This window comes from Puniceibacterium sp. IMCC21224 (assembly GCF_001038505.1).
Lineage (GTDB): Bacteria > Pseudomonadota > Alphaproteobacteria > Rhodobacterales > Rhodobacteraceae > Puniceibacterium.
In genome coordinates, this window is the sequence record NZ_LDPY01000001.1 from 2,700,166 (window position 1) to 2,721,925 (window position 21,760).

Genomic DNA, 21,760 nt, shown 5'->3' on the forward strand with positions numbered 1-21,760 from the left:
TTCTTGACCTGTGAGGCAGGCTGCGCCATGGTGCGGCCAAGTTGCCGGGGATGAAAATGGACGGAACCTCTGAAACGACCCAATCCGAGTGGGGACCGTTTGGACGCCCGCTATTTGACGATCCACAGGCGCGGGCGCTGTCCCGCATTGGTGTGATCGACATTGGTTCGAACTCTGTCCGGTTGGTGGTGTTCGACGGGGCGGCCCGATCGCCAGCCTATTTCTACAACGAAAAGGTGATGTGTGGCCTCGGGGCCGGCATGGCCGAATCCGGGCGGCTGAACCCGCAGGGCCGCGCGCGCGCGTTGTCTGCCATTGCCCGGTTCAAGATGCTGGCCGATGGTATGGGTCTGCCCACCCTGACCGCCGTTGCCACCGCCGCCGTGCGCGAAGCCGAGGACGGCCCTGAATTCCGCCGTGAGGTTGAACAGACCACTGGCCTGCGAATCTGGGTCATCGACGGCGAGGAAGAGGCCCGTCTGTCAGCGCAGGGCGTATTGCTGGGTTGGCCGGGCAGCTATGGCCTTGTCTGCGATATTGGTGGCTCGTCGATGGAACTGGCCGAAATGGCCGGTGGCCGCGTTGGCCGCCGTGTCAGTTCGGGGCTCGGTCCGCTCAAGCTGCGCGACCTGCCCGGCGGGAAAAAGGGCCGTGATCAGGTTATCCGCGACACCGTGGCCCAATTGGCCGACCATATGGGTACGCAGCGCGACCGGCTGTTTCTGGTCGGCGGGTCGTGGCGTGCGATTGCTCGGATCGACATGCACCGCAGGAATTACCCGCTGCACGTTTTGCACGAATACCGCATGACCACAAAGTCAGCGCAGGCGACCGCCAAATTCATCGAAAAGGCTGATCTTGAGGCCCTGCGCAGCGACTGCAACCTGTCATCTGCGCGTATGGCGCTGGTCCCTCTCGCCTCCGAAGTGTTGCACCGCGTGGTTCAGCAATTCCAGCCCAAGGATATCGCGATTTCCAGCTATGGGATTCGCGAGGGGCTGCTGTACGAACAGATGCCACAGGCCCTGCGCGATCGCGATCCGCTGATCGAGGCCTGCCGCTTTGCCGAAGCCAAGGATTCCCGCCTGCCCGGCTTTGGCAAGATGCTGTACCGCTTTGTCATGCCGATCTTTCGCAACGCGTCACCCGCGCGGATACGCATCATCAAGGCCGCCTGCCTGCTGCATGACGTGTCATGGCGCGCGCACCCCGATTACCGGGCTGAAACCTGTTTCGACAATGCCACCCGCGCCAATCTGGGCGGTCTTAAGCATTCCGAGCGGGTGTTTCTCGGCCTTGCCTTGCTGCACCGCTATCGCAACAAACGCGAAGGCACTCGTTTCGAGGATCTTTACGAGATTCTGGACGAGCGTGAAAAACAAGAGGCCGAAGTGCTGGGCAAAGCGATGCGCTTTGGTGCCATGCTGTGGATGTCCGAGGAATCGCAGGCCGGGGCAGAGTTGGAATGGCAACCCAAGAAAAAGATCCTGCGCCTGATACTGACAAAATCCGCCAGACCGTTGTTTGGCGAAGTGGCAGAATCGCGGTTTGGGTCGCTGGCTTCGGCGCTTGGCGCAACCACCGAGGTCAAATCGGTCTGAACCGACAACCAGCGATCAAAGCTCGATTTCGCCGCCTGGCATCAAGGGTTCATCTGGCGTAAACGGATCCAGCGGCACCTTGCGGCGCAGAATGATATCGCCGTTGGGCAGTTTAACTGGCGGATCATAGGCCGACCAATCCTCGACCTCATTCAACAGATCGCGAAGCGCCGGTCCCATTTCGGTGACAAAATCGTTCAGTGCCGGGCGCATATCCTCGGCCAGGGATTGCAGTCCGTCCAGCGCCGGTTCCATTTCCTCAAGAATGCCACGCAAGAACATCCGCGCGCCGTCCTGTATCAAACTGCTATCACCATCCGCGTCGTCGTCCTGCGCGGCGCTAGCGCCCACAAACAAGGTAACGATCAGATAGGCGGCCGCAATATGTCTCATCCATCTAATATAGGATGCCAACGTCGCCCTGCATAGGGTCACAGCGCAATGTCGAGTGTGAGCGGAAAATGATCCGAGGCGCAGAGCAGCGCATCGCGCAGCTCAGGCGTTTCCCAGCATTCCGCATCCTCGAACGGATGCCAGATCCGCCAGCGTTGCGCCTTTGGCCGCAGATCGGGCGATACCATCGCATAGTCCAGTAGCGCCTGCAGATAGCGATGCTCGGGCCGGATGTAGAACCGCGCCGAAGTCGGCTGATCCCCGATGCGCCGGGTCAATGCCTGTGCAGCATGTGGATCATACAGGCGGGGCGGCTCGGCACCCAGGATAATCTCGACCGAGGAGCGGCCAAAAAGGTGTTCGTATTCGTCCAGCCCCGGACCATCGTTCAGATCCCCCAACAAGATCAGGCTGTCGCCGCGATTCAAATGTTCCGCCACGCGGGCGCGCAGCCAAACCGCCTGCGCCAGTTGTTTTCGGCGGTTGGCGATGGAAAAGCGCATCACCTCGTCATGTCCATGCGCGCCATGTGGCGCCTTGGATTTCAGATGCGCGCCGATCAGTCGGAATTCGGCCCCCGTCGCCAGACTGATCACGGCCACTTCGAGCGGTGGCTTGGAAAAGTTCACCTTGTCCTCGGTCGCATCGATATCGAGGTCGATGTGAAAGGTGCCGTCAAAGCGCGGCGCGGGCATGACACCCAGCGCGCCCTGCGGATCATGTCGCGCCGCGATCACATCCGGGTCATAGAGCAGTGCAATTTCCTGCTGCGTCGTATTCACGAACCCCATCAATGCCCGCCACGCCCGCAAATCAAAGGTTTTGGCAAAGGATTCGAGCGCCACAACCGTATTGCGCTTGCGATTGCTGTCCGGTGCCTCGATCACCATGATCGCATCGGCGTCCAGCGCCTGAAACACCCGCCCGAGTGCGGCGATCTGGTCCGCGCGCGTGACCTTGTGGCGGGCGGACCATTCAGCATCGCGGCGCAGCTGCCCCGAATCGTCAAACAGCGCGTCGAACCATTCCACATTGTAGGTGGCGATCCGCATCAGGCGCTTTCGCGGGCCGAGATTTCCCCCCACGCGCGGTTGATATCGACCAGACGCCGTTCCGACATCCGGATCGCTTCGGGGGGAACCCCCCGTGCCATCATTCTGTCCGGATGCGTCTCGCGCACCAATGAGCGCCAGGCGGATCGAATCTGTATCATTGGCGTGTCTGGTGTGACCCCCAGAACCGAATAGGGATCAGGCAGCGCATCGGGCACAAACCGACTGCGCAGGGCGCGAAACTGATGGTCTTGCAGGCCAAATATCTCGGCCACGCGCGCCAGAAACGCGTCCTCGGCCGGATGATACCTGCCGTTGGCAATGGCGATCTGAAACAGCCCCTCCATCAGGTCACAGAGCGTTCTGTTCTGCTTGCGGAACATCCCCTTGATCCGGGCGGCATATTCCTCGAATCCGGCGACATCCTGCCGGGCGAGGTTAAAAACACGTGCCGCGTCCGCTTCGTCCTCGGGACGGATCAGAAACACCTGGCGAAACGCCCTCACCTGTGACCGGGTGACACGTCCATCAGCTTTGGCCATCTTGGCAGACAAGGCGATCACCGCAATTGTGAAAGCGACGGACTGTTCTGGCGGCGTGCGCAGTTTCTCAAAAACAGCCGACAGCCCCTCGCCCTTGGCAAGGGCGGCAACGGCTTCGGTGATGCGGGTCCAGATCGACATTAGTGCAGGATATGAGAAAGCCGCAGGGATGTCAGTGCGACAATCAAAGCATTTTCTGCATCAGCACAAGATCCATCCAACGGCCGAATTTATAGCCAACTTCGGGCAATACGGCGATTTCTCTAAACCCGATCGCAGCGTGAAACGCGACCGCAGCCAGGTTCTCGGCGCTGATCCCGGCCCAGAGCGAATGCACCCCCTGCGCCTGTGCGTGACCTTCGATCACCTGCATTAGTGCCCGTCCGACCCCATGCCCCCGCGCCGCAGGAGCAAGCATGACAGAATGCTCCATCGTGCGGGCATATCCTGGCCCGCCGCGAAACTGCGAATAGGTGGCAAAACCCAACATCGTATCGCCGTCCAACGCGACATGAAACGCGCCACCACGCGAGGTTATATCGGCGATCAGCCCCGCCTCGGTCTTGTGCAGGGTGGTAAAGGTGAAAGCGGTGCGCGCGATGATGTCATTCCATAGCGTGGCGATGGCGGGTGCGTCGGCACTGATAGCGGGTCGCAGGATCACAGCACCACCGCTGCGCCATTTGCGCCCCGAAGATGTGCAGCCAATCCGGGCGTCGTGGTGGTCCGGAATTGTACCCGGGGCTCATCGAGATGGGGAGTCAGCAGGGCGCGCAGTGCCTCAGCCTCGGGGTGGCAGATCTCAAGCTCCCCCAGCCGCCAGCCGGCTTCGGGCAAAGCGTAGCCAGGCGGCACCGGGCTTTGCCATTCAATCAGCGCCGGAAACAGGCCATCGAACGGCAGCAATCCATCGTCGGGCACCGACATCACCCAGTTCAGCGTACCGCGCGACAGCGCGACAGGACGGCCCGCCATCGGCAGCGCCGCCAACGCCGCTGCCATGTCCGGCACCCGGCAGATCCATTTATCAAGCCGCGCAACGCCCTTGAATGTATCCAGCCCAAACCAGCGCGCATAGGGTGGCGGCGGTGCGGCGGGGTCGTTGGCGATCACCTCAATATATTGGCCATCGCCCACCCCAATCAGCGCGTTGTGGGTGGCAAAATGTGGATGCTTGCCGCCCGGATGCAACGGCGCCCCCAATTTTCCCTCGACAAGAGCAGTCCCCTCTTCGAGGGTTTCCCCCAGCACCGCGATGTGATCCAGTTTTAGCACGTGCCTGCCCTTTCCCTGCCGTGGAATCCCCGCGCAGTCCTGCACAGACGAAATACATTAGGTGCCCAAATTTTTTCTGCAAAGGGCAGAAATGCACCGACAACTGCCGAACAGCCCACGCGCTTTGCCGCGCCATCTAGAATTCGTATATTTTCAAGCATTCCCTGCAGCCATACGCCCAGAATTGCGGCGTCAGCTGCGGCCAAAGCTGACATGACTGTTGATCGCGTAAGCATCGGCAAAGGTTGTCGCACTGATGTGTCGCCGGCTAAGTCGTCGGCCATCTGAAAAGATATGCGACCAGAACGGCAAACCGGATGAGCGGTATAAAATAACCGCTCAGACCGCGAGCTGGCATCGCGGGCTGCACAACTATTGGGCATTACTCATTGACTTTTCGGTAACATTTCGGCCTGATAGGCGCAGAAAATCTGTCAGGTCGTCGGCTTGGGTCAGTCGGTGCGCGTCTATCGTCCGCAACACCACAGAGATCGCGCTGTGGATGGCAACCAGCCCCAGATATCGACAAACTGCGCCCTCACGAATACGATGTCCGGCAGATTTCGTTCTTGTAGTTGTCTGATGTGGTTTAAATTGGATGTGATTATCATGAGATTTTGCGATAGGGCTGGCGGCCCGAAACAAGCACCTTTGCCCGCATCGCGACATCGGCGAAAACAATCATCCAGCATCAACTTTTCTGATCGACGCCGCGCTCAGACAGGCAATCCCCCCGAATTTCCACCGCGTGTCACGCACAATCACAAAGCAGGATTTAAAATGGTTTGCAGGATATTGAAACAGACCGCAACAACGCTGGGCCTCTGCGTCACGATAGGTCTGGGGTTGGCCTCGGCAGCGACCGCCCAAGACGAGTTCATTGGTGAGGTCAAGCTGTTCGGCATGAACTTCTGTCCCAGAGGTTGGGCCGCAGCCGAAGGCCAGATCCTTCCTATATCGCAGAACACCGCGTTGTTTTCATTGATCGGGACGATCTACGGCGGTGACGGCACATCCACCATGGCACTGCCCGACCTGCGCGGCCGCGCTGTGGTCAACAACGGCGCAGGTCCTGGACTGTTCCCGATGCAGATCGGACAGCGCGCTGGGATAGAGTTCAAGACGCTCAACACCAGCGAGATGCCCAGACACAACCACATGGTCAACGCCACCAATGCCGATGGCACCAAAGGCGGGCCGGGGACTGACTATCTCGCCGTTGGGCGGGATGATGACACCGGTGAGGCAATTACCTTTTATTCCGAGGGACCATTCAACCGCCAGATGGATAGCGGAATGATTGGAATGAGCGGGGGCGGCATGCCGGTTGATATGCGGCCACCCTATCTGGCAGCGAAATGGTGCATCGCATTGCAGGGCGCCTATCCCCCGCGCAGCTAATCGCCGGCGTGCTGGCCTGAATCGGGGACATTTTGCAGACAGGCCCCGACACCCAACCAATCGTTTACATCAAGGATGCCTCTGATGACATTGTATTCGACGATCCACAAATCCGTGACCGCAGCCGTAGCAGCAACCACCATGCTGACCGCAGGACCCGGACCCGCCCTGGCTGGTAGCTACCCCTTTTTGGGAGAGATCGCGGTCTACGCGTTCAATTACTGCCCTCAAGGTTGGGCCAAGGCCGATGGACAGCTGCTGGCTGTTAGCAGCTATGACGCGCTTTTCAGCCTGTACGGCACGATCTATGGCGGTGACGGGCGCACCACATTCGGGTTGCCGGACCTGCGCGGACGTACGCCACTCAACAGAGGCCAGGGCCCAGGTTTGTCGGACTACCGTCAAGGTACAAGAGGCGGTACGGAAACAACAACGCTGACCATTCAAACGATGCCCGCACACAATCACATGGTCAACGCCACCAACGCCGATGGAACCAAGGGCGGGCCGGGCACTGATTATCTGGCCGTGGCACGCAAACCGGGGTCAAACGACCACATCAGCGTCTACAGCGAAGGCCCCCCCAACAAGCAGATGGACCCGGCAATGATCGAGTTCAGCGGCAGCGGATATTCGTTCGAATCGCGTGCGCCCTATCTGGCGATGACGACCTGCATTTCGCTTTTCGGGATTTACCCCTCACGCAGTTGACGCATGTGCCCGGCAGGCGCGCCTGCTTTACTCATTCTTCCGACAACACGTCGCCTATTCCACAACACTTGGATGACAGGACACGACACCATGACATTCCTTACCAAAATTTTCCGATCCCCTTTGGCGGTCGCCACATTTACAGTGCTTGCCCTGGGCGGGACAGCGCAAGCCCAATCAAATCCCTACCTGGGCACAATCAGCACATTCGGACTCAATTTCTGCCCGCGAGGCTGGGCTGCTGCTGACGGTCAGTTGTTGCCGATCAATCAAAACCAGTCGCTGTATTCGCTGTTCGGCACGTATTATGGTGGCGACGGTCGCACCACATTTGGCCTGCCGGACCTGCGTGGCCGCAGAGCGATCAGCGTAGGACAGGGGCCGGGACTGAGTGCCTATGCCCAGGGGCAACGCGGCGGGATCGAAAATCTGACGCTGAACGACACCGAATTGCCGACCCACAACCACATTGTCAACGCGACCAACGCCGATGGGACCAAGGGCGGGCCGGGAACGGATTTTCTGGCGGTCGCACGGTTTCCCAACGGCGATCCCATCAACCTCTACAGCGAAGGTCCACCCAACCGGCAGATGGATCCGGGCATGATCAGCAGCACCGGCGGCGGCCGCAGCTTTAACATTGTCGATCCATATCAGGTTGTCGAATGGTGTGTGGCGACCGTCGGTATCTTTCCGCCGCGCAACTAAGAAGAGGCCTCCCGGCGCGCGTCGATCACCGCGGGGGGAGGCCACAACCGTCAGAGTCCCAGTTGTCAGGCGGCGTGCGACGCGCGGATCAGTTTCAGGATGTCCTGCGCCGCATCGGGAATGTTGGTCCCCGGGCCAAAGATCGCCTTGACGCCTGCGTCATAGAGAAACTGATAATCCTGCTGCGGGATCACGCCGCCGCAGATCACCAGAATATCCCCTGCCCCAGCGGCCTCCAACGCCTTGACCAGTTGCGGGGCCAGCGTCTTGTGACCTGCTGCCTGAGAGCTGATGCCGATCACATGCACATCGTTGTCGATGGCATCCTGCGCCGCCTCGGCCGGGGTTTGGAACAGCGGGCCGACATCGACGTCAAAGCCGATATCAGCAAAGGCGGTGGCGATGACCTTGGCGCCCCGGTCGTGGCCGTCCTGCCCCATCTTGACCACCAGCATCCGCGGGCGACGGCCCTCATCCTCGGCGAACTGTTCAACCGATGCCTGGATCGCGGCAAATCCGGCATCACCTTCGTAGGCTGCGCCGTACACGCCCGCGAGCGTCTTGACTTCGGCGCGGTGACGTCCGAATTCCTTTTCCATAGCCATGCTGATCTCTCCGACTGTGGCGCGGGCGCGGGCGGCCTCAACAGCTGCCTCAAGCAGATTGCCGCCATCACGCGCGCGGCGGTTCAGTTCATCCAGTGCGGCCGAGCATGCGACTTCGTCGCGGCTGTTGCGAATTGTCGTCAGACGGGCAATCTGGCTTTCGCGCACCCGCACGTTGTCGATATCCAAAATGTCGATCGGATCTTCTTTGTCCTTGCGGTATTTGTTGACGCCAACGATAACCTCGATCCCACGGTCGATATCAGCCTGACGCCTGGCTGCGGTCTCTTCGATCCGCAGCTTGGGCATACCAGTGGCGACGGCTTTGGTCATGCCGCCCATCTCGTCCACTTCTTCGATAATCTTCCACGCGGCCTCGGCCAGATCGGCGGTCAGCTTTTCCACATAGTAGGACCCGGCCAGCGGATCGACCACATTGGTCACCCCCGTCTCTTCCTGCAGGATCAACTGAGTGTTGCGGGCAATGCGGGCGCTGAATTCGGTGGGCAGGGCAATCGCCTCGTCCAGGGCGTTGGTGTGCAGCGACTGGGTGCCGCCCAGAACCGCCGACATCGCCTCGTATGCGGTGCGGATGACGTTGTTGTAGGGATCCTGTTCGGCCAGCGTCACGCCGGATGTCTGGCAGTGGGTACGCAACATCTTGGAACGCGGATCCTGCGCGCCGATCTCGGTCATGATGCGGTGCCAGAGCATACGCGCCGCGCGCAGCTTGGCCGCCTCCATAAAGAAATTCTTGCCGATGGCGAAAAAGAACGACAGCCGTCCAGCGAATTTGTCCACGTCCATGCCGCGCGCCATGGCGGTTTTCACGTATTCCTTGCCGTCCGCCAATGTGAATGCCAACTCTTGCACCAGGTTCGCGCCGGCCTCTTGCATGTGATAGCCAGAGATCGAGATTGAGTTGAATTTCGGCATCTCGGCGCTGGTGTATTCGATGATGTCCGCAATGATCCGCATCGACGGTTCCGGCGGGTAGACATAGGTGTTGCGGACCATGAATTCCTTGAGGATGTCGTTCTGGATCGTGCCCGACAGCACCGCGCGCGCGTGCCCCTGCTCTTCTCCGGCGACGATAAAACTGGCCAGCACCGGGATCACCGCGCCGTTCATGGTCATTGACACGCTGACCGTGTCCAACGGGATGCCGTCGAACAGGATCTTCATGTCTTCGACGGAATCGATGGCCACACCGGCCTTGCCTACGTCGCCTTCGACCCGTTCATGATCGCTGTCATAGCCGCGATGCGTCGCCAGATCGAATGCAACCGAAACACCCTGCTGCCCCGCCGCCAGCGCCTTGCGATAAAAGTTGTTGGAGTCCTCGGCGGTGGAAAAGCCCGCATATTGGCGGATCGTCCACGGGCGGCCCGCATACATCGTCGCCTTGACGCCCCGCGTGAACGGTTCCTGCCCCGGCAAGGTGCCCAAATGCTTCAGCCCGGCGATATCCTCGGCGGTATAGACCGGCTGCACCGGAATCCCTTCGAGCGTGTTCCACGTCAGATCGTCGGGGCTGCGACCGCGCAATTCCTTTTCGGCCAGAACGCGCCACGCTGTCTGTTTGTCGGTCATGGTCGGTATATCCTCTTGTCAGCGAACCCGGCGGCCAGTTTGGCCTGCGCCTGTCCGGTTCTTTGGTATGGCAGTGTCCCCGTCTGATGCGGGGACGATGTGGGCGGCTCTGAGACCTGTGCCTCAGGGCGCGCCGTAAAATAATCCGCGCCGGACAGGCTGCGGAACTTCGCAAATTCGTCAGCAGCAACTATATAGACAGGTATGAAAATGCGTTTTATCTCAGCGCTGTTTGCCGTTTGCGCCACGGCCACACCGGGTTTCACTGCGGGGGCGGAATCCGACGACCCCACCAAAGCCCTGTCCGAAGAAATGATTCTAGACGCCGCCGAACTGGAGCTGGCGCAGTTTTCCTGGATCAAACGGCCAATTCTGGTGTTTGCCGACAACGCCGCCGACCCGCGATATGTGCAGCAGATGCAGTTCATCACCGCGCGGCTGAACGCCCTGCGCGACCGCGATGTGGTGGTGATCACTGACACCAATCCAAGCGCCGGTTCACCAATCCGACAGGCGATGCACGCGCGGGGGTTCATGCTGGTGCTGATCGGCAAGGACGGTACCATCATCGCCCGCAAACCTGCGCCCTGGGACGTGCGCGAAATCTCACGTTCGATCGACAAGATGCCGATGCGTTTGCAAGAGATCCGCGACAGCCACGATGCTGGCCGCCCCTGACTGGCGCAATTGCGCGACGCAGCGCGATACACTATATTGACACTAGGCCACGACACTGGCCGCAACCGAAGGGAACGAGATATGGAACGCGATCCTAACATTCCGCTTACTCCGATCCCGGCGACGGGTCGCTCGGGGCCCCGCCCGGGCTATTGAACGCTTGGGTCAGCGCCTCGGCGGCGATGGCCCCACCGGTGCTGTAGGCGTTGATCAGCCGCAGCGTATATTCACCGAACTGGTAGGCGCGCTGGCGCATCCCGACATAGTCCAAATACATCTGAATTCGGCGATCCTGCGTAATCGTGCGAAAGGTGTCGCCGCGCATATCCTCGGCCAAGGCCATGATCGACGTGATCAAACTGTAGTAGCTGACAACTGCGTCGATGGTTTGGCGCGGCAGCACCTCGATCTCTTCCAGCAGTGCGGAAAACACCCGGTCATGCGATTCCCGCGGAATCAGCGGCACAAATTCGGCATCCGCCTGCATCCGCGCCAAAAGTGCATCGGAATCGCCTTGCGCCTGTCCTTCGCCATAGAATGCCGACAACGTGTCCTGAATTTCAGCAAACAGCGCCTTGTGGTAGTCGCGCAACCGTTCGGCCCGCGTGCGGCGTTTGCCGAGTTCGGCAAAAATCGCCGTGGTCAGCCAGCCAGTTGCGATCACCAGCCCCGCAATCAGCGCTTGCCACAACCGCGGATCGGCCCCCATCACGGCAAACAGCGATACCGTGGGCACCCCCAGTAGCAGCAGAACCGGTAGTGCGATCGTGACAAAAAACTGCAGGATTATGCCCTGCGCGACCCGCGCCTCTTCGCCCAGAAACAACGCACGGGCGCCGCGAAATACGCGGGCCAACAAGGTGTCGCGGGGATCGGTACGGGTCATGGCAGACCTATTCGAATTCCATGATCACATCGTCAACAGCCAGAGAATCGCCAGCCGCCGCGTTGATCTTGGACACCACACCCTTGCGTTCGGCGCGCAGGATGTTCTCCATCTTCATCGCCTCGACAGTACACAGCGCCTGGCCGTCCTGCACTTCATCCCCAACCTCGACATTGACCTTAACAATCAGCCCCGGCATCGGGCACAGCAGCAGCTTTGACGTATCCGGCGGCAGTTTTTCCGGCATCAGCCGTGCCAGTTCCGCCTGACGCGGGCTGCGCACATGCACCTTGAGATCCGCGCCTCGGCTGCGGATGCGGAAACCGCCCGAAATCTTGCCAACCTTGAGCACAAGCGGTGTACCATCCACCGTCATCGTGGCCAGCTGATCACCCGGTGTCCAGTCGCCCGCCACACGCAGCACCGCGCCATCAGCAAAAGTGACTGACGCACCTGTCGGGTCTGCGGCGATCTGGACATCATAATCCATGCCCTGAAGCGCAACATTCCAATCCTCGCCGACCCGGCGTTCGTGGTTGTCCAGCGTGCCCGACACCCGCGCCCGCCGGATTTCAGCCACCCGGTTCATCGCAGCACAAGCGGCGGCGATCCGGCGCAAGGAACCTTCGGGCAGCGCGACGCCTTCGAAACCTTCGGGGTATTCCTCGGCAATAAATGCGGTTGTGATATCACCCGAGGTGAACTTTGGGTGATCCATCACGGCTGACAGGAACGGCAGATTGTGGCCAATCCCCTCGACCTCGAATGAATCGAGCGCATTGCGCATCCCCTCAATCGCGGCTGCACGGGTCGGTCCCCATGTGCAAAGCTTGGCGATCATCGGGTCGTAATACATGCTGATCTCACCGCCCTCATAGACGCCGGTATCGTTGCGTACAACGGCGCCCTCAACGGCGACTTCCGCTGGCGGGCGATACCGTGTCAGCCGACCAATTGAGGGCAGAAAACCGCGATATGGGTCTTCGGCATAGAGGCGGCTTTCCATCGCCCAGCCGTTCAGTTTGACATCGTCCTGGGTGATGCTCAGCGGCTCTCCATTCGCCACACGGATCATCTGTTCGACCAGATCGACCCCGGTGATCAGCTCGGTCACCGGATGTTCAACCTGAAGACGGGTGTTCATTTCGAGGAAATAGAAATTCCGGTCGCCATCGACGATGAATTCGACCGTCCCGGCACTGGTATAGCCCACCGCCTGCGCCAGAGCGCAGGCCTGTTCGCCCATTGCCTTGCGTGTCTCGGGATCAAGGAACGGCGACGGTGCCTCTTCGATGACCTTTTGATTGCGGCGCTGGATCGAACATTCGCGTTCGCCCAGATAGATGCAGTTGCCATGGGCATCCGCCAATACCTGAATTTCGATATGCCGGGGCTGGGTCACAAACTTTTCGATAAAGATCCGGTCGTCGCCAAAGCTGTTCGCCGCCTCGTTCTTGGACGATTGAAAGCCTTCGCGGACCTCGTCTTCTTTCCAGGCGATGCGCATGCCCTTGCCACCACCACCGGCACTGGCCTTGATCATCACCGGATACCCAATCTCACCCGAGATCTTCACCGCTTCGTCGCCATCGGCGATCTCGCCCATGTAGCCGGGAACTGTGCTCACCCCCGCCTCGGCCGCGATCTTTTTCGAGGTGATCTTGTCCCCCATCTTTTCGATGGCGCCGACCGGCGGCCCGACAAAGGCGACACCTTCGGCCGACAGTGCCTCTGCGAATTTGGAGTTTTCGGACAGGAAGCCATAACCGGGATGCACCGCCTGCGCGCCGCTGGCGCGGATTGCCTCCATCACCTTGTCGATGACGATATAGGACTGGTTGGCAGGCGGCGGCCCGATGTGGATCGCCTCGTCCGCCATGGACACATGCAGCGCCTTGCGGTCAGCGTCGGAATAGATCGCCACCGTCTTGATGCCCATCCGGCGCGCCGTCTTGATGACCCGGCAGGCGATTTCGCCCCGGTTGGCTATCAGGATCTTGTCAAACATAGCGGTCCCTTTTCATACATCTTGAGACCTGCGATCCTGTACGATCGCGGGTCCGGTATCTGTTTTGGCAACAAAAAAGCCACCCGTGCGCGCAGCACAGGTGGCCTGAATTTTTGTCGTGGGGCGGTTGCCCCGAACTGCGGTCCTAGTTGCACACACCCGGTGTGAGATCATCGCAGGTGACACCCGCCGCAACGCCGACCGCCGCGCCGACAGTGCCGTCTCCACCGGTTGCGCGATCGATGGCATAGCCGCCGACACCGCCCAACGCGCCGCGTTCGAGGTCAGAGCCTTCGCAGGCTGCAAGGCCGGTAAGGGCGAGGATCGCTGTGAGTTTCGCAAAAGTCTGCATCGGTTATTCTCCGGTTTTTCTGATGTCACTGAAGGGTTAACAGACGCCGGGACTAGTTCGTTCCCAATTATTTTTGCTTCGCGTTTTCGGTCGGCGAGTGTTCGCCCAATCAGCGTATCCCTGCCGGTGCCACAGATTATTTTCGCCGGAACCACCGCGCGTACCGGCGTGCAGACAGAAAAAACGACGGGCACATGACAAGGGGATGCGTCATGCTGCCCGTCAAGGGAAGGGTAACGGTCCATGGAAGAGATCAGACAAGCTGACCCATCCACACAACGCCCGTCCACGTTTGCAAAGCGATCGTACGCTGCCAAGTCCCGGATTTCGTGGCCCGCACCTTCGGCCAGTTCTTGCCCAGATTCCCGCATAGGTGGCAAAGTCACGCCCATTCCCCATTGTCAAAGGCATCGGGAAACGATGCGCGCGCGGCAGCCTCGTTGATGATGAGACGCGACTCATAGCTGACCGGATCAAATGGGTCGTCATAGGTCAGAACTTCGCGCCCCAGCAGCCAGCTCAGGCGGCCCGCATCCAGATTGCCGCGCTCAAAAGGTTCATCCCCGAACTGCCGCCAGAGCGCGCCCATAAAGGCCACATCGGCGCGTTTGTCCGGGGCCCGGCGATCAGCATAGCGTTCGCGCCTGACCAGTGGCGTTGCGCCCTTGGGGTTGGCGCGGCGGATGATAAATTGAAAATCGGTGCCGGGCAGACGCCCGGTAAAGCCGCGATGCTTTAGCATACTGGCCCCTTTTCCTGGTTGGGGCGCAGTGCGCGGCGGAAAATCGGGACGGACCGAACAGCCCGTCCCGAAGTCGTCTTACTTGTACTTACCAGTGTAAACCGGCTCTTGGCTGATGGGCTCGGGGTTAACAACCACGAATTCTTCTTCTTGCTGGCCGCCGCAGGCCGAAAGCGTTGCGACAAAGCCAAACAGTGCCAGCATCTTGATGCTCTTGGACATCTCTTACTCCTGTCAAAGTCAACGGAACCTGCAACACCAACCGGCGCGGCCTGCCCACGTCTTGAGGTAACGGTCACTTGGGTGCAACCACGAACGAAATTACCGCACTTGTAGGGTAAAAGATATGCGTCTGCCTCAGGAGACATGGTTTGTGATACGAAAGCCTCAGTCTGCCCAAAGGATGAGCTTTGCTCACCAAGATATTGTGGGATCATCAAAAAGCCTCCCAAATGCAGCGGTTTCCGTCGACGCTGTAAGCCTCGAAAAACTGCCGGATATCAGGGTTTGCGACGCCAAATTCGGTGGCCGCCTGCGCCAGACTGACAACGATGCGACCGGTTGCGGCGCCCTCTTGAATCAGATGCGGCAGGGCGACGTTCTGACAAAGATAATCCATATCAGCGGAGAGTTGCTCAAGCCCGTGATCTTCTGCACGGATACCCGGCGCAACAAAGCGGAACCGGTGGATCGGACCCGTCGCAGCGCCCTCATCGACCCGTCCGATCAGGCTGACATCCAACCCTGAGGGCAACGTCAGACCATCGTCCGCAGCCCGCACCGGCAGGGCAAACAGCAGCAAGGCAAAAACACGTGACACCCGCGCAATCGCAGGCGATCTAGTGCAGCCCCGACACCAAACGGCTCCTCCCGCCGGGGCTGCGCGGTCTTGGGTCAGACCCGCGACCGTACACTGGATCGGTGGGGCCAGATGCATCAGCCCTGCCCCCCGATCCGCGCCCATCGCATCCAGCGTGCGCGCAGCACCGGATCATTGAGAAGCGCGTCAATCTTTTCGACTGTGCCAGCAGGAGTTGATCCCACCATCAGGCGCCCGCCCGCGCGGACATGCACCCCTTCACATTCTGCACAAATTTGTATCACAGGAGAAAAACCGCGCAAGCCCCTTAGTTTACGCCAAAGATCCTGGCGAATTTGCATCGCAAGGCGGCCACGCCGCGCGGGGGGCAGACGGGTTTCGGCGCTGATGTCGAACCGCGCAGGCAGATGCCGCGCAAGCGTCAGCGTGTCACCGTCGCGCACCACGTTCCACGCATCACGCACAGGTGTACCGCCCTGCCCGCCGACAGCTGCGAATATCTCAGGCTTGGGGGTATTACGGTCAAGGATGATCAACACTCCTGATCGGGGATCATATCAGCGGCACATTGACCGCTGATAGCGAAACGTCTTGGTCACTGACGTGGTTAAAGCGGAATATTATCGTGCTTTTTCCACGGGTTCTGCAATTTTTTACCGCGCAAAGAGGCAAAAGCGCGGCTGACTCGGCGGCGAGTCGAGCGCGGCTGAATCACCTCGTCGATGAACCCACGTTCGGCCGCAACAAACGGGTTGGCAAATCGGTCTTCATAGCTTTTGGCATGGGCGGCGATCTTATCTGAATCGCCCAGATCGGCGCGGTGAATGATTTCAGTCGCGCCTTTTGCCCCCATCACCGCAATCTCTGCGGTTGGCCAGGCATAGTTAAAATCGCCGCGCAAATGTTTCGACGCCATCACGTCATAGGCGCCGCCATACGCCTTGCGGGTGATCACCGTGACTTTTGGCACCGTGGCTTCGCCGTAGGCGAACAGCAGCTTGGCACCGTGTTTGATCACGCCGCCGTATTCCTGGCTGGTGCCGGGCAGAAAGCCGGGCACATCCACCAGCGTCAGGATCGGGATTTCGAAACAGTCGCAGAACCGGACGAACCGCGCGGCCTTGCGTGAGCTGTCGATGTCGAGACACCCGGCCAGCACCATCGGCTGGTTGGCAACCACGCCGACTGTCTGCCCTTCAAGGCGCATGAAACCTGTGATGATGTTCTTGGCGTAATCTTCCTGAATTTCGTAAAAATCTGCCTCATCCGCGATCTTGAGGATCAGTTCCTTCATATCGTAGGGCGTATTGGCATTCTCGGGGATCAAAGTATCGAGCGAAGCTTCGACCCGACCCGGTTCGTCAAAGAACGGCCGCACAGGCGGCTTTTCGCGGTTGTTGAGCGGCAGGAAATCGAAAAGGCGGCGCGCTTCGGCAAGCGCTTCGACATCATTTTCGAACGCGCCGTCGGCCACCGACGATTTACGCGTGTGGGTCGAGGCACCGCCCAACTCTTCGGCGGTGACCTGTTCGTTTGTTACGGTCTTAACCACGTCGGGCCCGGTCACGAACATGTACGAGCTGTCTTTGACCATGAAAATAAAGTCGGTCATCGCCGGGGAATAGACCGCACCACCGGCGCAAGGGCCCATGATCAGGCTGATCTGCGGTACGACACCGGACGCCATGACATTGCGTTGGAACACCTCGGCATAGCCCGCGAGGCTGGCAACGCCCTCTTGAATGCGCGCGCCGCCGGAATCGTTGATGCCGATGACCGGCGCGCCGTTCTGCATCGCCATATCCATGATCTTGCAGATCTTTTGCGCGTGGGTTTCCGACAGCGACCCGCCAAAGACAGTGAAATCCTGCGAAAAGACATAGACCATGCGACCGTTGATCGTGCCCCAGCCGGTCACAACCCCGTCACCATAGGGCTTTTGCTGCTCCATCCCGAAATCGGTGCAACGATGGGTGACGAACATATCGAATTCTTCGAAACTGCCATCATCGAGCAGCAACTCGATCCGTTCGCGTGCGGTCAGCTTGCCCTTGGCGTGCTGTGCGGCGATCCGCTTTTCGCCCCCGCCCAGACGGGCATCAGCGCGGCGGGTTTCAAGCTCCTGGAGAATGTCGGTCATGGCGATCCCTTGTTCTTTGAGGCGTTCCTACAACGGGCGCGGCTCTTGCCTCAAGCGAATTTGCGCAAATTTGCAAACTTAGCTTTAATCACAGTCTGAATAATGCAAATCTGCATATCTACGGCACGGGTCCATGTAGAAATGGACAACGCCGCATTGTCGTCCTACCAACCGAGTTATGCAAGATGCCCCCATTGTCCGATTTTTGGACCGCTCCACTCCGCCACATATTATCACGCTCATCCTGCTGGCAGGGTTGTCGGCGCTGGCGATGAATATCTTTCTGCCGAGCCTGCCCAACATGACGGCATATTTTCAGACCGAATACCGGCTTATGCAACTTTCGGTGGCGATCTATCTGGCCGTGAATGCGCTGCTTCAGGTAGTGATTGGACCGTTATCGGACAAATTAGGGCGGCGGCCGGTGATTCTGGCTGGCCTTTTGGGCTTTATGCTGGCGACCATGGGCTGCATCCTCTCACGCGATCCGTATGTTTTTCTGGCGTTTCGAATGTTGCAGTCAGTGATCGTGACGTCGATGGTTCTTAGCCGTGCGGTGGTGCGAGATATGGTGCCACAGGATCAGGCAGCGTCGATGATCGGCTATGTCACCATGGGTATGGCGGTGGTGCCAATGATTGGCCCGGCAGTCGGTGGCATGCTCGACGAGGCGTTTGGCTGGCAGGCGAATTTCTGGCTGTTGCTGCTGCTTGGCGGGCTATTGTTCTGGCTCGCCTGGGCCGATCTGGGCGAGACGGCGTACAGAAGCAGCTTGACCCTACGCCAGCAATTCGGCGAATATCCCGAGCTACTGACCGCGCCACGGTTTTGGGGATTTGCCCTCGCGGCGGCGTTCTGTTCCGGCTCGTTCTTTGCTTACCTGGGCGGAGCCCCTTTTGTCGGAACCGTCGTCTATGGCCTGTCGCCGTCTGAACTGGGGTTTTATTTCGGTGCTCCGGCCATCGGCTACTTCTTGGGGAACTTTGCCTCGGGACGATATTCGACTTTGGTTGGCGTCAATCGGATGGTCCTTTGGGGATCGGTTATCAACACGCTCGGGATCGGTCTGTCGCTGCTGGTGATGGCGTCGGGCTATGGTTCAGTGCTGAGCTTTTTCGGCTTTATGGTTCTGGTCGGTCTGGGCAACGGGTTGGCGATGCCGAACGCCACTGCTGGGATGCTCTCGGTGCGTCCGCATCTGGCCGGCACGGCGAGCGGTTTGGGCGGCGCAATCATGATTGGTGGCGGAGCTGCCCTGTCAGCGCTGGCCGGCGCCTTGCTGCAACCGGGCACTGGTGCCTGGCCACTGCTGTGGATCATGTTCGTGACCAGCCTTTTGGCGGTTGCCAGCATCGTCTTTGTCATCTGGCGCGAACGCCAGCTTGCCGGGCTGGATCCCGCATGACCCGGAGCTGAGCGCAGTGGCGACGCAGAAACTATATGTCGGGGCCAAGCTGCGCGAAATCCGTGTGCGCTTTGGTCTGACGCAAAAGGATTTTGCCGCTAAACTCGGTATCTCCCTGCCCTATCTGAACCAGATGGAGAACAACAACCGCCCGGTCAGCAGCTCAGTCGTGCTGGCACTGGCCCAAGAGTTCGGGCTGGATGTGACCGAATTGGGTCAGGGCGACGCCGAACGGCTGGTGTCCGACATGCGCGAGGCGCTGGCCGATCCGCTTTTTGCCGAAACCGGTCCGCAGCTGGCGGATTTGCGACTGGCAGCGTCGAACGCGCCGGTGTTTGCCCGCGCGTTTCTGGCCTTGCACAAAGCCTATCGGCAGACGCATGAACGGCTTGCCAGTCTGGACGAGGCGCTGGGGCGCGACGGATCACAGATGCAACCCGGCGCATGGGAAGAGGTGCGCGATTTTTTCCATTATTGCGACAATTACATCGACGCCGTCGATCGAGCCGCTGAACGCTTTGCCGCCGGGTTGGGTGAAGATATCCGCGCAGGTGCGATCCATGCGTTAGCCGGTCAGGGGATCAAGACCCGGTTCATCCAGGACGCAATTCTGCGCCAGTTCGATGCCACGACCCGCGAGCTGGATCTATCGTCGCTTGCCCCTGCCGAGACGCAGACATTCCAACTGCTGCTACAGGTGGCACTGCTGCGCCAGGACGCGCTGTTGGAGGCGACTCTGGATCTGGCACGGTTCCGCACTGACGCCGCCCGCGAGATCGCCAAGATCGGGCTGGCCAACTACTTTGCCGGGGCGACGATGATGCCCTACGGCGCGTTTCTGGCAGCGGCACAAGAGACCCGGCACGATCTCGAACGGTTGGCGGCCCGCTTTGGCGCATCCATCGAACAGGTGGCCCACAGGCTGAGCACGATGCAACGTCCCGGCGCCAAGGGAATCCCATTCTTCTTTGTTCGCGTCGATCAGGCGGGCACGATTACCAAACGGCATTCAGCAACCCGATTGCAATTTGCCCGCTATGGCGGCGCCTGCCCACTATGGAACGTGCACCGGGCGTTCGAAACGCCGGGCCAGTTTCTGCGACAACTGGCGGAAACGCCGGATGGTGTGCGCTACCTCAGCGTTGCGCGGGATGTGTCCAAAACCGGTGGGCATTTTGGCGCGCCGGTGCGGCGCTATGCGATCGCACTTGGCTGTGAGGTCCACCATGCCGGGGCACTGGTCTATGCCGACGGGCTGGATCTGGATCGTGACAGTGCGTTTGAGCCGATCGGCATTTCCTGCCGGATCTGCGAGCGGGTGATGTGCCACCAGCGCTCGGTGCCGCCAATGGAACGCACCCTGAAGGTGACGCCAGACCGCCGTGGTGTCCTGCCTTACGATCTGGAGTGAGGGTGGCAAAGGCGCGATGAGGGGCGCTGCCCCTCTTGGCCTGCGGCCAATTCACCCCGGCGTATTTAGAAAGAGAAGAAGCCCAGTCATATGGCAGGCCTATCCGGGTTCGGATAGCGGTTTGCGAGGTCTGCCATCAGGGCACGATCGGTGTCATCCAATGGCCCGGTGGCCCAGGGGCGAAATCGGGATCGGAACGCCGCGAGCAGAATGTCGCCATCGGATTGCGGGCCGTACCCAAAGATCTGCGCATCACGGGCGAAGTCGCCTGATGTTGAAAGTTGAGGCCAGACCGACAGGTCGCGCAGCGCCAGTCGCCGCCAGTCAAAGCGTGGGCCGGGATCGAATTTGCGCGTTGGGGCCAGATCGGAATGGGCGATCACCCGTTCGGGCGGGATCTGCCAGCGTTGCAGGATATTGCTCAGCAGCGTCTCGAGGCGCGCCATCTGTGGCTCGGAAAATGGCTGCGTGCCGGTGTTGGCCAGTTCGATCCCGATCGACCGCGAGTTGACGTCGGTGACTGCACCCCACCGCCCCGCGCCAGCGTGCCAGGCCCGGTCAGCTTCATCGACCAACTGCCACACTATGCCGGCTTCAGAGATAACATAGTGAGCGGAAACTTGGGATTCTGTGTTGCAAAGCCAGTCGCAGGCGGCCTCGGCGCTGGTCATTGCCGTGTAGTGCAGCACAACGATATCAGGCCGCGCAGCATCCCGGCGCGGCCCAGCGTTGAGTGAGGGATACCAGAGCGTGGTCAGAAGCCGCGCACGGCCCGGAACGGTGCCGGATCCCACCCACAAGCATATCCGTCGCCATCAGGGTCAAGTGCCTTTCGGTCCTTGCTCGGACCGCCATTTTCAAGAAATGCCTCTTGCGCCAGATCGGCCGATGCATAGACGGCGCAATTGCGCTGAGTCTTGGCTTCGGATCCAAAGGACGAACGGCTGTAGACCGAGGTGCCGCGAGGATTCGACGTCTTCAACGCGTATTCCACGATATTCGGCCCGCTGTTGCCGGAGCGGCTGGGCAATGCCGTGGGCTGAATCACCTGATACTGAGCACTGTTCCGAGCGATCAGCGCTGCATCGTCACCAATGCTGCGCTCGTTCGACACTGCATCGAAATTGTTCTCTTCCGACATCCCGGCGGCATTTGTGACCACTTCGGGGGCCGGATTCAACGGCGAGGCATTGATGGGGGCGTTGCCGGAGTTTTCGATGGCCGCGTTTGCCGCTGCGATGGCGTCAGCATTGACACCCACGCCGGACGATTCCGTCGACACGCGCGACGGTGCCTGCCCCAACAATTCCGCCTCGCGCCGCGCCTGATAGTCACCATAGTCGCCAAAACCAACGCCCGCGCCACTGTCCGGTACGGTCGGTGCACATCCGGCCAGCATCAGCCCCGCTACACCACAAAGTAGAAGTGTCTTCATCT

General features: G+C 60.1%; 23 protein-coding genes. 7 read left to right on the top strand and 16 right to left on the bottom strand.

Annotated features, from left to right (window positions below; translation table 11 throughout):
• The first annotated feature begins 56 nt into the window (after positions 1-56).
• Complete coding sequence (locus tag IMCC21224_RS12415) at positions 57-1,601, top strand: Ppx/GppA family phosphatase (protein ID WP_047995625.1); 1,545 nt, start codon at positions 57-59, stop codon at positions 1,599-1,601.
• A gap of 15 nt (positions 1,602-1,616) precedes the next feature.
• On the opposite strand, the gene IMCC21224_RS12420 is transcribed toward IMCC21224_RS12415, so the two are convergent.
• From IMCC21224_RS12420 to IMCC21224_RS12440, 5 genes are read right to left on the bottom strand one after another with little or no spacing between them, the layout of a single operon-like run.
• Positions 1,617-1,994 (bottom strand): hypothetical protein, encoded by a 378-nt coding sequence (locus tag IMCC21224_RS12420; protein WP_047995626.1) that lies wholly within the window; start codon positions 1,992-1,994, stop codon positions 1,617-1,619.
• Positions 1,995-2,032: 38 nt separating this feature from the next.
• A complete protein-coding gene (locus IMCC21224_RS12425) occupies positions 2,033-3,046 on the bottom strand; it encodes an endonuclease/exonuclease/phosphatase family protein (RefSeq protein WP_047995627.1) in 1,014 nt (337 codons plus the stop codon).
• Positions 3,046-3,729, bottom strand: a complete 684-nt coding sequence (locus IMCC21224_RS12430) for a molecular chaperone DjiA (RefSeq protein ID WP_047995628.1) — start codon at positions 3,727-3,729, stop codon at positions 3,046-3,048. The genes IMCC21224_RS12425 and IMCC21224_RS12430 overlap by 1 nt, the downstream gene beginning before the upstream one ends.
• A 43-nt stretch (positions 3,730-3,772) precedes the next feature.
• On the bottom strand, positions 3,773-4,249 hold the full coding sequence (locus tag IMCC21224_RS12435) for a GNAT family N-acetyltransferase (protein WP_047997093.1): 477 nt from the start codon (positions 4,247-4,249) through the stop codon (positions 3,773-3,775).
• Entirely contained in the window at positions 4,249-4,863 is a 615-nt protein-coding gene (locus IMCC21224_RS12440) for a VOC family protein (protein ID WP_047995629.1), read from the bottom strand. Before IMCC21224_RS12440 ends, IMCC21224_RS12435 begins: the two co-directional genes overlap by 1 nt.
• A gap of 795 nt (positions 4,864-5,658) precedes the next feature.
• Between IMCC21224_RS12440 and IMCC21224_RS12445 the strand changes: the two genes are divergently transcribed.
• From IMCC21224_RS12445 to IMCC21224_RS12455, 3 genes are all read left to right on the top strand, one after another.
• Positions 5,659-6,264: a phage tail protein gene (locus tag IMCC21224_RS12445; protein ID WP_197089202.1), complete on the top strand. Its 606-nt coding sequence runs from the start codon at positions 5,659-5,661 to the stop codon at positions 6,262-6,264.
• Positions 6,265-6,348: 84 nt separating this feature from the next.
• Positions 6,349-6,975, top strand: a complete 627-nt coding sequence (locus IMCC21224_RS12450; RefSeq protein WP_231582073.1) for a phage tail protein — start codon at positions 6,349-6,351, stop codon at positions 6,973-6,975.
• A gap of 90 nt (positions 6,976-7,065) precedes the next feature.
• Positions 7,066-7,683 carry a phage tail protein gene (locus tag IMCC21224_RS12455; RefSeq protein ID WP_082135200.1) on the top strand — a complete coding sequence of 206 codons (618 nt, stop codon included), beginning with the start codon at positions 7,066-7,068 and terminating at the stop codon, positions 7,681-7,683.
• Between the two features lie 65 nt (positions 7,684-7,748).
• Here the strand turns inward: IMCC21224_RS12455 and scpA are convergent, their stop codons facing one another.
• Positions 7,749-9,881, bottom strand: a complete 2,133-nt coding sequence (gene scpA, locus IMCC21224_RS12460) for a methylmalonyl-CoA mutase (protein ID WP_047995632.1) — start codon at positions 9,879-9,881, stop codon at positions 7,749-7,751.
• Positions 9,882-10,091: 210 nt separating this feature from the next.
• On the opposite strand from scpA, the gene IMCC21224_RS12465 reads away from it, so the two are divergent.
• A complete protein-coding gene (locus IMCC21224_RS12465; protein ID WP_047997095.1) occupies positions 10,092-10,559 on the top strand; it encodes a DUF4174 domain-containing protein in 468 nt (155 codons plus the stop codon).
• A 106-nt stretch (positions 10,560-10,665) separates the two neighbouring features.
• Here IMCC21224_RS12465 and IMCC21224_RS12470 read toward each other — a convergent pair whose 3' ends face one another.
• The 8 genes from IMCC21224_RS12470 to IMCC21224_RS12500 form a co-directional block, all read right to left on the bottom strand.
• On the bottom strand, positions 10,666-11,445 hold the full coding sequence (locus tag IMCC21224_RS12470) for a hypothetical protein (RefSeq protein ID WP_047995633.1): 780 nt from the start codon (positions 11,443-11,445) through the stop codon (positions 10,666-10,668).
• Between the two features lie 7 nt (positions 11,446-11,452).
• Positions 11,453-13,453, bottom strand: a complete 2,001-nt coding sequence (locus tag IMCC21224_RS12475) for an acetyl/propionyl/methylcrotonyl-CoA carboxylase subunit alpha (RefSeq protein WP_047995634.1) — start codon at positions 13,451-13,453, stop codon at positions 11,453-11,455.
• A 145-nt stretch (positions 13,454-13,598) separates the two neighbouring features.
• Positions 13,599-13,805 carry a hypothetical protein gene (locus tag IMCC21224_RS12480; protein ID WP_047995635.1) on the bottom strand — a complete coding sequence of 69 codons (207 nt, stop codon included), beginning with the start codon at positions 13,803-13,805 and terminating at the stop codon, positions 13,599-13,601.
• A 382-nt stretch (positions 13,806-14,187) separates the two neighbouring features.
• Positions 14,188-14,547, bottom strand: a complete 360-nt coding sequence (locus IMCC21224_RS12485; protein ID WP_047995636.1) for a hypothetical protein — start codon at positions 14,545-14,547, stop codon at positions 14,188-14,190.
• 78 nt (positions 14,548-14,625) lie between these two features.
• Entirely contained in the window at positions 14,626-14,769 is a 144-nt protein-coding gene (locus IMCC21224_RS28215) for a hypothetical protein (protein WP_197089203.1), read from the bottom strand.
• Between the two features lie 214 nt (positions 14,770-14,983).
• Positions 14,984-15,484 carry a DUF6497 family protein gene (locus IMCC21224_RS12490; RefSeq protein WP_047997096.1) on the bottom strand — a complete coding sequence of 167 codons (501 nt, stop codon included), beginning with the start codon at positions 15,482-15,484 and terminating at the stop codon, positions 14,984-14,986.
• The gene (locus IMCC21224_RS12495; protein ID WP_369796024.1) at positions 15,484-15,903 is read right to left on the bottom strand and encodes a hypothetical protein; all 420 of its coding nucleotides are present in this window, start codon (positions 15,901-15,903) and stop codon (positions 15,484-15,486) included. Before IMCC21224_RS12495 ends, IMCC21224_RS12490 begins: the two co-directional genes overlap by 1 nt.
• Before the next feature lie 71 nt (positions 15,904-15,974).
• Entirely contained in the window at positions 15,975-17,507 is a 1,533-nt protein-coding gene (locus tag IMCC21224_RS12500; RefSeq protein ID WP_047995637.1) for an acyl-CoA carboxylase subunit beta, read from the bottom strand.
• A 178-nt stretch (positions 17,508-17,685) separates the two neighbouring features.
• On the opposite strand from IMCC21224_RS12500, the gene IMCC21224_RS12505 reads away from it, so the two are divergent.
• Together IMCC21224_RS12505 and IMCC21224_RS12510 are read left to right on the top strand one after the other, a co-directional pair.
• A complete protein-coding gene (locus IMCC21224_RS12505) occupies positions 17,686-18,912 on the top strand; it encodes a multidrug effflux MFS transporter (RefSeq protein ID WP_047995638.1) in 1,227 nt (408 codons plus the stop codon).
• Positions 18,913-18,928: 16 nt separating this feature from the next.
• Positions 18,929-20,323 carry a short-chain fatty acyl-CoA regulator family protein gene (locus IMCC21224_RS12510; protein WP_047997098.1) on the top strand — a complete coding sequence of 465 codons (1,395 nt, stop codon included), beginning with the start codon at positions 18,929-18,931 and terminating at the stop codon, positions 20,321-20,323.
• Positions 20,324-20,409: 86 nt separating this feature from the next.
• On the opposite strand, the gene IMCC21224_RS12515 is transcribed toward IMCC21224_RS12510, so the two are convergent.
• Both IMCC21224_RS12515 and IMCC21224_RS12520 read right to left on the bottom strand, forming a co-directional pair.
• The gene (locus tag IMCC21224_RS12515) at positions 20,410-21,117 is read right to left on the bottom strand and encodes an N-acetylmuramoyl-L-alanine amidase (RefSeq protein ID WP_082135201.1); all 708 of its coding nucleotides are present in this window, start codon (positions 21,115-21,117) and stop codon (positions 20,410-20,412) included.
• Positions 21,078-21,758 carry a hypothetical protein gene (locus tag IMCC21224_RS12520; protein WP_047995639.1) on the bottom strand — a complete coding sequence of 227 codons (681 nt, stop codon included), beginning with the start codon at positions 21,756-21,758 and terminating at the stop codon, positions 21,078-21,080. Before IMCC21224_RS12520 ends, IMCC21224_RS12515 begins: the two co-directional genes overlap by 40 nt.
• Positions 21,759-21,760 lie beyond the last annotated feature (2 nt).